The following is an 11,698-nucleotide window of genomic DNA, read 5'->3' as shown; positions in this document are numbered from 1 at the left end:
CCGCTGCGCTCCAGCCACCTGGTGGCGCTGCGCGCCACAGGACGGACCCGCTGCGCGGGCCCGTCAACGGGCCTTCGGCCCGGGCATCTACAGAGGTGGGGGTGCTCCGGCAGTGGATTGTCAGCAGACCGTGGACTCCGCCCCCTGCGGGCGGAGTCCGGGCCCGGATTGACTCGTGGGAAGAGTGATGGGCCCTCAGGCAGGGGCGTGACGGCGGGTGCTCGGCAGCCTGTGCGGGGCAGCGTGGTGTACGGGCCGGCCCGTGGCAGGAACGGCGAGACGCCGCAGGGCGAGGCTCGCCGTGACGAGCAGGACGGTGAAGACGACCAGGAGGAGGACGGACACCCACATCTGCCGGCTCCCCGGGGCATGCCAGCCGGACCAGGCCGCGGACCCTGCCCACAGGAGGATGGCCGCAGCGTAGAAGGAACGGATACGGCGCAGTTGCCCGGCCCGCAGGAACTGGATGCGTTCGGTCTTCGGTGCCATGCGGCACCGTGTACCCCGATGCGCGATACCCACCGGGATCGGTCGAGGGTTTCGCAAGACTGCATCTCAATTTGATGCAGCATGTAGCATTGGCGTAAAGCAGGAACACCCCAGTAGGCAGGTGTCCGCAACGTCCTGGCAAGGCCGGCGGAGAGGGAAACATGATGGATTCCGATGCGCTGAGGTCGAGCTCTTTTCCCAAAGTGGAGCCGTGGACGCCGGCGCACGAGGCCGTAGAGATGAGTGAGTATGAGACTCTCGCCAGGCTCCTGGACGCTGGGGCCGATCCGGACGAGGTATGTTTCGGGCTCACGCTGCTGACTCACGCGATCGACACAGAAGGTGACAGTCACCTGCAGTCGGCCCATCCCCTGCACACGGCCGGTACGGCAATCGTGCTGGCGTATGGAGCCGACCCGCGCCTGCCGTCTGCCAGCGGGGAAACTCCGCTGCAGTGCGCCGAGGACTACGACCACGAGCCGGCCACGCGGCTCCTCAAGCGCTTCCTCGCACCGGCGGAAGCTTCAGGGAGTGGGCGTGGAAGTGGTCGCGGGGCTTCCGTCGAGGTGGAGTCGTGGACGCCCGCGCACAGGGCCGTGGAGATGAGTGATTACGAGACCCTCTCCATCCTCCTGGACTCCGGGGGGGATCCGGACGAGGTGTGCTTCGGGGACACGCTGCTGACTCACGCGACCGGCCTGGAAGGCGACGCTCACGTACAGACGGACTACCCCCTGAATACGGCCTCCACCGCGATCCTGCTCGCCTACGGTGCCGATCCACGCCTGCCGGCCATCGACGGAGAGACTCCCCTGCAGATCGCCGAGTACTACCACCACGAGCCGATCAAACGGCTCCTCCAGCGCTTCCTCGCCCTCACCCCGGCAGAGACTCCAGGGAGTGCGCGTGACGAATGACCGCGGGCCTTCGCCCCTCGATCCGGACTCCGCTTACTGTGATGCCTCGATCTACGTGGACGCGGAGGCCGCTCCGCGGGTCGTAGGCCGGCTTCGAGACTTGCTCGGCCTCGTCGAGGACGACGGCGCGGAACTGGTGGTCGGGCCCGTGCGCGTGGAAGGCGAGCCCAACGGCTACGCCACAGGCCAGCGCGCACATCCCTTCGACTTCCTTCAATGGCCGACCGTGCTGGAGTGCGAGGCCCCCGCGGGAACGCCGGCCGAGGAGGTGGTGCAGGCCGTCACAGCCGTGCTCGAAGCCCTGTGGCGCGGGGGCTTCAAGGCCGTAGCCGCCTGCGACTTCGAGGACGAGCTGCCCGCCCGCGGCGGCATCGACAGGTACCCGCTCCCCGCCTCTGGCTCTGGCTCTGGCTCTGGCTCTGGCTCTGGCTCTGGCTCTGGCTCTGGCTCTGGCTCTGGCTCTGGCGGGGCCGGTACTTCCGTGACCTCGTGGTGGAGAAACCTGATTTCACCCGGAAAAAGAAGGGATCGAATGCTGTGATCAACCTCCGGGAACATCAGGTGACCCAGAAAACCGCAATCCGGGAATGGGTCAAATTCTTTGCAAGATCATCTGTGCCTGCTGAGGGGGCGCGAGGCACGCTGGTGTCCGCGACCGGATCCGGTAAGACGATCACGGCTGCCGCGAGCGCGCTGGAGTGCTTCCCTAGCGGGCGGATCCTGGTGACCGTGCCGACCCTCGACCTGCTCGCGCAGACCGCCCAGGCGTGGCGTGCGGTCGGGCATCGGGCGCCTATGGTGGCGGTGTGCTCGCTGGAGAACGACCCGGTGCTGGGCGCGCTGGGGGTGCGCACCACCACGAATGCGATCCAGCTCGCGCTGTGGGCCCGAACCGGGCCTGTGGTCGTGTTCGCCACCTACGCCTCCCTGGTGGACCGTGAGGACCCGGAGGATCCAACGGGCCAGCGGACGGTTCGCGGGCCGCTGGAAGCCGCCCTGGCGGGCGGGGAGCGGCTCTACGGTCAGCAGATGGCCCCGTTCGACCTCGCCATTGTGGACGAAGCCCACTCAACCGCGGGTGATCTTGGTCGGCCGTGGGCGGCGATTCACGACAACGCCCGCATCCCGGCGGACTTCCGGCTCTACCTCACCGCCACCCCGCGGATCCTCGCCTCGCCCCGCCCGCAGAAGGGCGCGGGCGGGATGGAGGTGGAGCTCGCGAGCATGGCCGACGATCCGGACGGCACCTTCGGGGCGTGGCTTCCCGGCGCTGAGCTGGGGCTCTCGGAGGCGATTGAGCGGGGCATCCTCGCCGGATTCGAGATCGATGTCCTCGAGATCCACGACCCCTCCCCCATCGCCGGGGAGTCAGACGAGGCGCGGCGGGGCCGGCGCCTGGCCCTGCTGCAGACCGCGCTGCTGGAGCACGCGGCGGCGTACAACCTGCGTACGGTCATGACGTTCCACCAGAAGGTCGAAGAGGCCGCGACGTTCGCGGAGAAGCTGCCGCAGACGGCCGCCGAGCTGTACGCGCGAGATGCCTCGGACGCGGACCTGGCGGCCGCGGAGAAGCTGCCCGTCTCGTCGATCGGCGCGGAGCGGTACGAGCTGGAGGCCGGACGGCACGTGCCGCCGGAGCGGGTGTGGTCGGCGTGGCTGTGCGGCGACCACCTCGTCACCGAACGCCGCGAAGCCCTTCGCCAGTTCGCCAACGGCATTGACGCGACCGGACGACGCGTGCACAGGGCGTTCCTCGCCAGCTGCCGCGTCCTCGGCGAAGGAGTCGACATCACCGGCGAGCGAGGAGTCGAGGCCGTCTGCTTCGCCGACACCCGCGGCTCCCAGGTCGAGATCGTGCAGAACATCGGCCGGGCCCTCCGGCTCAACCGCGACGGCTCCACGAAGGTCGCGCGGATCATCGTGCCCGTCTTCCTCGAGCCCGGCGAAGACCCCACGGACATGGTCGCCAGCACCTCGTTCCGCCCGCTTGTAGCCGTCCTCCAAGGTCTGCGCTCGCACTCGGAACGACTCGTCGAGCAGCTCGCCTCCCGCGCCCTCACCAGCGGCAAGCGCAAGATCCACATTCAGCGCGACGCCGACGGCCGGATCATCGCGGCCGACGGGGAGGGATCTGACGGGCAGGCCGGCGACGACGGTGCGGTCGAGTCGGCGCTGCTGCACTTCTCCACCCCACGCGACCCGGCGACCATCGCAGCGTTCCTGCGCACCCGCGTCTACCGGCCCGAATCCCTGGTCTGGTTGGAAGGCTACCAAGCCCTCGTCCGCTGGCGGAAGGAACACGCGATCACCGGCCTCTACGTCGTTCCTTATGACGTAGAGACCGAAGTGGGGGCCACGAAGGCTTTTCCACTGGGGAGGTGGGTCCACCAGCAGCGGAAAGCACTACGGACCGGGGAACTCGAACCGCGCCGCAAGAAGCTCCTCGACGCTCCCGAGGCCGGGATGGTGTGGGAGCCGGGCGAGGAAGCCTGGGAGGCCAAGCTCGCGGTGTTCCGGGCCTACCGGCGCGCCACCGGACACCTCGCGCCCCGCCAAGATGCCGTCTGGGATGATCCGGCCGGCGGCGGGCCCGTCCCCATCGGGCAGCACATCGCCAACCTCCGCCGAACAGGCGGCCTCGGCAAGAACCCGAAGCGAGCAGCGGAGCGCGGACAGCAGCTGGCCGCAGTCGATGAGGATTGGAACTGCCCGTGGCCGTTGGACTGGCAGCGGCACTACCGCCACCTCGCTGACCTCGCCGCCGACGAACCCGCCGGCGTACTGCCCGACATCGCACCCGGCGTGACGATCGACGGCGACGACATCGGGCGCTGGCTCCAGCGACAACGCCGAGGCTGGAGACTCCTGTCGACCGAACAGCAGAAGCGGCTGTTGGGGATCAGTGTGAAGCCCGCCCAGACGCCGCCTCCCGCCTCCGCAGCCAGGGGCGCGGCGAAGGGGAGCAAGGCCCAACAGGCGTTCCATCGTGGGCTGGCCGCCCTGGCGCAGTGGATCGAACGGGAAGGCCAACGGACGGTCCCGCGCGGCGCGGTCGTGGAGATCGCGACGGAAGGCGAGGCGGCGCCGACGCCGGTGCGGCTTGGCGTATGGCTATCGAACACCCGCGCCAGACGCGACAGGCTCACCGCCGAGCAACTGGACGCCCTGCGGAAGCTGGGAGTGGAGTGGGCATGAGCGGACGGTCGACCTCGTACACGCGTTCACTCGTGAGCCGCAGTGGACAGTCCGTGCCGTAGTCGAGAAGGGCCGACGGCCCGCACCCTGGAAGGGGTCGTGTGACCCTGTTGAGCCGAAACCGAGAAATCGCCCCCTCCCCCTCGTCGTCTCGGATCCCGACGCCATACCGGGTCCGGTTCCCCCGTGTGTGCCGCAGGCATGACAGATGGCGCTGTGCTCCTGGTCGTACGTCATGCCGGTGACGTACGACCAGGACCGCGGAACCGGGTGCTGGTGTCGACCTGGCCACCGCGGCTGCGGGCTGATGCTCACCGCCGACGGCTCATCAAGGCCATCGTGATGAACGGAGTGACCAAGGTGCCCATGGCCCCCATAACGGTCGCCATCACTGTGATAGGGGTCGCAGCGCCGGGCCGCAGCCAGGCGATAACGGCAACACCCCCGCACAGCCCCATGAAAGCCACCGCGCCGAGCACGGCAAGGACAGCCACCACCCACGTAGCGGTAGAAGGCGCCGCCGGCACAGCAGGCGGAACGGGCGCGGGAACGGGCACCTGCGGAACGGTCGTAGACATAGATTCCCCCTCGGGACAGGACGACGGGCGAGCAGCTGGTGCTGCACCCCTTGGACTCTGAGGACTGCGGAAACGAAAAAGGCCCCGGCGGGAAACCAGGGCCTACTCATGGATGCGGGCATAAAAAAAGCCCCCGTCAGATGAAAAAGACGAGAGCTCGTTGTCTGCGGACAGACTCGTGGCGCAGTAGCGTTAACTCCTGCGGACACACTGGTGGTGCAGTTCCTTGAACCCCTGCAGGCACGCTGGGGACGGACACCACTATCGGGGACCAGAGCCGCCCCGTCAAGTCATCCTGAGTTGCCACCTGTTGACGAGGGCTGACGCCGGGCGGTCAGTTGAGTACCAAGACCGCCGCGAAGTACCACCGTCGTGTCAGTGGCACGCCGCGACCCTGGGCTGACGACCTGCAAGAACACAGTCATCCCGCTCAACCGTGACTGACGCTCTCACTGACACGACACATCGCATTTTGAGCCCGGGTCACGCTGCTGGACCGGCTGCAACTGGGGCGCGGGGTGGGCCTCCAGCCACTCACGCGGGCAGAAGGGTGACGTCCCGCCGGAGGTCGTCCTCGCATCCCGGGACGGTCCGCCGCATCCGCATGAACGGGCAGTAGGTGGTGAGGCCGGGCGTCTGCTGGTCGGCGAGGACCAGGCCGGCGCGCGCTGTACTCCAGACCACGCAGTTCGCGGGCGGCCAGTACCGGCGTGCGCTCCCGGAGGGCGGCTCTCTGCAGCACCGTGCGGATCCGGTTTGCTTGATCCGCTGCACAGTCGTTGCGAAAACGCCCGCCTAGGGCGGTAGACACGAGACCGTGGTGGAGTGCTCCGTAACCCCGGCCTCCTGCGGACCGCTCCCCTGCAGAGGGAGACAACCTCGTCGCTGATATGCCGCATCGCCAGCCGCTACGGAATGGAAGCAAAGGTGCTGCGGGCGTGCTGGAGGTGGCGCAACTACCCGCCTGGGCACGAGGGCGGCGGCGCGCGGGCTGACGCCGAGGTGCTGCTGAACGCGGCCGGGCGCCAGCTCGTGGTCGGCATGGGCGGCGTCGAGGAGGAGGTGCTGGCGCGGGCGTTGCCGTCCTGGGGAAAGGAGGACGCCAAGCTCCGCGCCGGGGCCGGCGATCCGGTGGGACTGTGGCGTACCGGTGGCGCGGTGGCCGGTCCAGTGGCGTTCGGCTGCCGCCTGTGCGCGGTCCGGCGTACGGGGGCGTCCGTGCGGGTGGTGCGGTACACGCCGCGGTGGGAGCGGGTGTGCGTGCGGCATGGGCGGTGGCTGCTGGACGCGGACGCCAATCAGCCGCTGGAGCACCTTGATCTGCGGGGTCTGCCGGAGGTGGTGGCGGCGCAGCGGCGGTGGACCCGGGTGGTGCGGCGGGCGGTGCGGGCCGGAATAGAGCCGGAGCGGGTGTTCGCGCTGGCGCAGGCGGTGGTGGCCCGGTGGTGGGAGCAGGCTTACGGCTGGGAGCGGGAGAAGATTTGGCCGTGGCGCCTGCACCAGGTCGCGGGCGGGGATGCAGGTGGTGATCTGGAGTGGTGGCGGATCGTGGGGCGGGACGCGGTCGTCTTCCCGGAGGTGGTGGCGGTGGCCGACGCGCTGCTGGATCCGGCCATGGCCGAGCTGGTGTGGGCCGACAGCGGTGCCGGGCGGCCGCGGGCGCTGCCCGCCGATGGGATGTTCTGCCGCAGTCTCGGTGAGCGGCTGGGGCGGAGTTGGCTGGGGCCGCTGGCCGCGACAGACCACGGCGGGCCACTCATCGGGTGGATGGGCAGCGTCATCCGTCTTCGCCGCGGCGCCGGCGGGCCGCCCGGGTACGACAACGACCCGTGGTGGCTGCGACAGGAGCACCGGGCAGCGACCATGTCCGGGCAGCTGCGGGTGATGGGCAAGGACAAGAAGGCGCCCGGGTCGGGGACGATGTGGCGGGCTGCGGTGTCCGCCGAGCAGCGCAGGCTGATCACCAGCACGCTCGACAGCGTCCAGGAGCAGTTGCTGCAGCTGCGCGGGGTGCACAGCGGGCCGACCGCCGACGTCGCCCGGCGGTTGCTGCGCGGTCTCGGCCACAGCGCCGGCCTGATCGAGAACGCCTGGAAGCGGACCGCTCTGGCGGCGGTGAACGGCGGCGTGCCCCTGGAAGAGGTAGCCCGGTGGGTGGACATGCCCGTTGAGGTGCTCAGCCAAATGCTGACGGCGGACAGGCAGGAAGAGGACAGCTGAGCGCGATGCGCCGGGGCGAGTCGGTTGTTAGCTGATACGGCACTCGTTCGTGGCAGGAACACTGAAAACGGCCGTCCGGGCGGCCGGGAGCGGCTTGGCTGACGCGGGTGACCAGCACAGGAGCAGCCCGGAGCCGGGCAGGGCGGGCGGCCGTAGGCCGCTCGGGCGGGTTCGAGGCGGTGTTCCTCGATCCGGTGGGGCAGACGGTGCAGCAGCGGTGGGCGGATGCCGCCATGACCGTGGCGTTCGAGGACTTGCCGCCGGTGTCGGCGTTCCCGGTGGTCCCGGGGCGGCGCTGGGGGCCGGGACTTTGGTGGTCGGCGACCACCGGACGGCACGTGACCGCCGGATCGAACGCGATGCGTGTCCAGCTGATGGTCCTGGACCGCGACCCGGAGGTGACAGGGCTGGCGGGGCGGCCGGTGCGGCTGCTGTGGCGTGATCCGCGCGCGCGGACGCAGTCCTGGGTGCCGCAGCTCTTCGCCCGCCGTGCCGACGGCACCGCGCTGCTCGCCGACTGCCCCGGCCACCCTGACGCAGGCGGCGAACGCGCGGTGAAGGCCGCCGAGGCGGTGGCGCAGGCATGCGCGGACGTCGGCTGGACCTACCGACGCATCCCACCGCTCGACGACGTCCTGGCCGCCAATCTCAAATGGCTGGCCGGATACCGCCATCCTCGCAACGCCGGCCGCCCGGGGCTGATGGCGGCGGTCGTGGAGGCGTTCACGCGGCCGCGTCCGCTGATCGAGGGCACCGAAGCGGTCGGCGACCCGATCGAAGTCCTTCCCTGCGTCTTCCACGCTCTGTGGCACGTCCGGTTGACCGCCGGTCTGAACACGCCGCTGCACGAACGCATCCTCGTCGGCCCGCAGGGCTGGAGCGACCCGGGCAAGAAGGGAGGTGCCGGGTGAGCGCGCGGCGCAATGCCAGGCCGGCCGTGAAGGTCGGTGCTCACGTCCGCTTCCGTGACGTGAAGTGGCAGGTGGTCGCACTTTCGGGACAGGACATCCACCTCCTCGGCCCGGACGGCGGTGGTGAGGTCGTGCTCGCTGGGCATCTGTTCGCCGACCCCGGTTTCGCCATCGTCGGGGCCGATGCGCCTCAGGCGGCACCGCAGTGGGGCCTGTTCGAGACCGCTCCCGCCGCGGCGCGCGAAAAGGCGCTGGCCTGGCAACGGCACGTGCGGGAAGCCGAATGCGGCCTGCCTGGCGGGCCTGGCAGCGAAGGGATGGTACGGCAGCAGTACGACCCCGAACGGCACACGCTGGCCGAGCGGGAGCAGGCCAAGGCCGAGGAGCTGACCACGCTCGGCTTCGGCCGGGTCTCGCGCACCACGGTGCAGCGCATGCGCCTGGCCTACCGCAAACAAGGCCTGTGGGGGCTGCTCGACCACCGCACCACCCGCGCCTCCAGCCCCACCGGGCGGGCCGACGAGCGGGTCGTCGCCGCCGTCCGCGAAGCGCTGCGCCGCCGCCGCGGCCGCTCCAAGGGCACCATCAACGGCCTGTTCCCCCTGATCAACCAGATCCTCCAGGACCGGCACGGCCCAGGCACGGTGCCCGCACCGTCCCAGGCCACGCTGTACCGGCTCGTCACCAACCTCGCCCGGCCCGGCGAACTGCCCTCCGGACCTGTGAGGCAGGTGCCCGCGAGCGTCGACGGGCGGGCCTTCACCCCCGCTACGGCCCTGCGGCCCGGCGAACAGGTCCAGGTCGACACCACCCGCCTGGACGTCCTCGCCCTCTTCGACGACGGCCGCCTGGCCCGGCCCGAACTCACCATCGCCGTCGACGTTGCCACCCGCGCCATCCTCGCCGCCGTGCTGTGCCCCAGCGCGACCAAGGCCGTCGACGCGGCCCTGCTGTTGGCGGAGATGGCCGTCCCCCACCCCGCCCGGCCGACGTGGCCGGACGTCCTGCGTATGGACCACGCCCCCGCGCTCCCCCACCAGCGGCTGGCCGCACTCGACGAGCGGCTGGCCGGCGCGGCGGCCCGGCCCGTCGCCCTGCCCGAGACGATCGTCGTCGATCGCGGCAAAGTCTTCGTCTCCGCCGCGTTCACTGCCGCCTGCGAACACCTCGGCATCAGCGTCCAGCCCGCCCCGCCCCACGCCCCCACCGCCAAAGGCATCGTGGAGCGGACCTTCGGCACCATCAACACCCTGTTCTGCCAGCACCTGCCCGGCTACACCGGCTCCGACGTCACCCGTCGCGGCCCCGACACCGAGAAAGACGCCTGCTACAGCGTCGCCCAACTGCAGGACCTGCTCGATGAGTGGCTGGTGCACTACCACCACCGCCCTCACGAAGGCTTGCGCCACCTTCTGATGCCCCGCAAAGCACTCACCCCGAACCAGATGTGGGCCGCACTCGTCGCCGTCGCCGGACACGTCCCCGTCCCGCTCACCGGCCGCGACTACCTCGAACTGATCCCCGTGCGCTGGCAGGCCATCACCCCCGCCGGCATCACCATCAACCACCGCACCTACGACCACGATCTCCTCGCCCCCTACCGCGGCCAGGCCTCCCCGGTCGCTGGCCGGGGCGGGAAATGGGAGATCCACTACAACCCCCACGACGTCCGCCAAATCTGGATCCGCCTGCCCGACGGCGAGCTCACCGAAATCCCCTGGATCCACCGCGACCACGTCCACCAGCCGTTCAACGACCACACCTGGCAGCACATCCGCACCCACGCCCACCACAACAACCACGACGACAGCCAGCAGCATGAGGCCGGCCTGGCCGACGCCCTCGACCAGCTCATGCGCCGCGTCCACAGCGGCCACGCCACCCCCACCGAACAAGCCCTCCTCGCCCGCGCCACCACGCTGCCGGTTCCCGCCGCACGGCCCCCGCAATACCGCACCGTCCCTGCCACCGACGAGTCCGCGCAGCACGACGGCGACGACAGCATCGACGACCTCGACGACTTCCCCGACGACAACACCTGTCCCGCCGCGGCCGCCGGATTCGGGCTCTACGACGCACACGAGGAAGCCGACAAGTGGTGAACACCCACCCCCGCCCAGCAGCGCAGAGCCCGAGCAGTGCACCCGCCGACGCAGACAGCGACGGTACGGTCGAGCCGTCCTGGCCCCTGACCACCTGGCAGGGCTGGCAGCGCTTCGCCACCACCGATCCCGTCTCCCCGCCCCGCCCCGGCGATCCGCCCCGCAGCCGCGACGAACGCCTCGCCTACCACTCCGCGTTCGTCACCATCCGCACCCCCGCCATCGGCCAGCTCGCCACCCAGGTCCGCACCCTGATGATCCTCGGCCGCCACCAGCAGACCACCGCACGGCCCTCCCTCATCGTCACCGGACCCGCCGCGGCCGGGAAGACCACCGCCCTGCTGAACGTCGGCCGCACCTGCCACCTCGCCCACACCCGCAAAAACCCCACACCGCCCGGATCAGCGCACGCCGCAGCCCCCGTGGCGTACGTCCTCGTCCCGCCCGGTGCCACCGCGAAAACCCTCATCACCGAATTCGCCCGCTACCTCGGCATCCCCGTCACCACCCGCATGAACCAGACCCAGATCACCGACGCCGTCTGCCACACCTACACCCAAGCCGGCGTCCAACTCGTCCTCATCGACGAGATCCACCGCCTCAACCCCCGCACCACCACCGGCGCCCAGGCCGCCGACCTGTTGAAAGACCTCACCGAACGCCTGGCCGCCACGTTCGTCTACGCCGGCATCAACGTCACCGACACACCCCTGTTCAGCGGGACACGAGGCGCCCAGCTCGCCGGCCGCGCCACCCTCATCACCTGCGGCCCCCTCCCCACCCGCCACGGCACCCGCCACCCCTTCCGCGACGTCATCACCGACATCGAGAATGCCCTCGATCTCCACCACCACAAGCCCGGCACCCTCCCCCGGCACGCCCCCTACCTCCACCAGCGCACCGCCGGCCGCATCGGATCCCTCACCCGACTCATCCGCCAAGCCGCCATCACCGCCATCCACGACGGCACCGAACGCATCACCAAAACAACCCTCGACGCGGTACAGCTCGACTACCTCGCCGAAACCCACCACCGTCCCCGCACACGAGGCCGCTAACCCCCCACCCACCAGGCAAAACAGCCCTGACCAGCACAAACACCAACCGAGCCTTTACGCGCTGGCGAAACCCACAACGAGCCCGGTCCCACTCAGCACACCCGACACAACCCCAGCTCACACCCCCAACTGCCCACTGGAACCGTGCACCCGGCCACTCTCAACAAACCCACAACACACCAGGCCAGCAAGCCCGCGATACACCAACAAACCCCCCTCCGAGCGTTA

9 protein-coding genes are annotated in these 11,698 nt (G+C 70.1%); 7 read left to right on the top strand and 2 right to left on the bottom strand.

The genetic code is table 11. The annotated features are described in order from the left end of the window. Window positions 1–195 precede the first annotated feature (195 nt). Window positions 196–489 (bottom strand): hypothetical protein, encoded by a 294-nt coding sequence (locus tag Sco07f_RS39470; RefSeq protein ID WP_108990789.1) that lies wholly within the window; start codon window positions 487–489, stop codon window positions 196–198. Window positions 490–650: 161 nt separating this feature from the next. On the opposite strand from Sco07f_RS39470, the gene Sco07f_RS41320 reads away from it, so the two are divergent. Genes Sco07f_RS41320 through Sco07f_RS39450 form a run of 3 tightly spaced genes read left to right on the top strand, consistent with a single transcriptional unit; the run spans window position 651 to window position 4,601 of the window. Further along, on the top strand, window positions 651–1,406 hold the full coding sequence (locus Sco07f_RS41320) for an ankyrin repeat domain-containing protein (RefSeq protein ID WP_369695819.1): 756 nt from the start codon (window positions 651–653) through the stop codon (window positions 1,404–1,406). Next, window positions 1,396–1,947, top strand: a complete 552-nt coding sequence (locus Sco07f_RS40335; RefSeq protein WP_174855488.1) for a hypothetical protein — start codon at window positions 1,396–1,398, stop codon at window positions 1,945–1,947. The genes Sco07f_RS41320 and Sco07f_RS40335 overlap by 11 nt, the downstream gene beginning before the upstream one ends. Further along, a complete protein-coding gene (locus Sco07f_RS39450; RefSeq protein WP_108990787.1) occupies window positions 1,944–4,601 on the top strand; it encodes a DEAD/DEAH box helicase in 2,658 nt (885 codons plus the stop codon). The genes Sco07f_RS40335 and Sco07f_RS39450 overlap by 4 nt, the downstream gene beginning before the upstream one ends. A gap of 1,112 nt (window positions 4,602–5,713) precedes the next feature. On the opposite strand, the gene Sco07f_RS39990 is transcribed toward Sco07f_RS39450, so the two are convergent. Further along, a complete protein-coding gene (locus Sco07f_RS39990) occupies window positions 5,714–5,863 on the bottom strand; it encodes a hypothetical protein (protein ID WP_159107069.1) in 150 nt (49 codons plus the stop codon). Between the two features lie 231 nt (window positions 5,864–6,094). Between Sco07f_RS39990 and Sco07f_RS39440 the strand changes: the two genes are divergently transcribed. From Sco07f_RS39440 to Sco07f_RS39425, 4 genes are all read left to right on the top strand, one after another. Then, entirely contained in the window at window positions 6,095–7,399 is a 1,305-nt protein-coding gene (locus Sco07f_RS39440; RefSeq protein WP_174855487.1) for a DNA-binding protein, read from the top strand. Between the two features lie 107 nt (window positions 7,400–7,506). Further along, window positions 7,507–8,310: a TnsA-like heteromeric transposase endonuclease subunit gene (locus Sco07f_RS39435; RefSeq protein ID WP_108990784.1), complete on the top strand. Its 804-nt coding sequence runs from the start codon at window positions 7,507–7,509 to the stop codon at window positions 8,308–8,310. Further along, the gene (locus Sco07f_RS39430) at window positions 8,307–10,412 is read left to right on the top strand and encodes a TnsB C-terminal domain-containing protein (protein ID WP_108990783.1); all 2,106 of its coding nucleotides are present in this window, start codon (window positions 8,307–8,309) and stop codon (window positions 10,410–10,412) included. Before Sco07f_RS39435 ends, Sco07f_RS39430 begins: the two co-directional genes overlap by 4 nt. An 86-nt stretch (window positions 10,413–10,498) precedes the next feature. Further along, window positions 10,499–11,470 carry a TniB family NTP-binding protein gene (locus tag Sco07f_RS39425; RefSeq protein ID WP_108990790.1) on the top strand — a complete coding sequence of 324 codons (972 nt, stop codon included), beginning with the start codon at window positions 10,499–10,501 and terminating at the stop codon, window positions 11,468–11,470. Window positions 11,471–11,698 lie beyond the last annotated feature (228 nt).

Origin of the sequence: Streptomyces coelicoflavus (assembly GCF_003112555.1) — a bacterium.
GTDB classification, from domain to species: Bacteria; Actinomycetota; Actinomycetes; order Streptomycetales; family Streptomycetaceae; genus Streptomyces; species Streptomyces coelicoflavus.
This window is presented reverse-complemented; position numbering and strand designations above follow the sequence as displayed.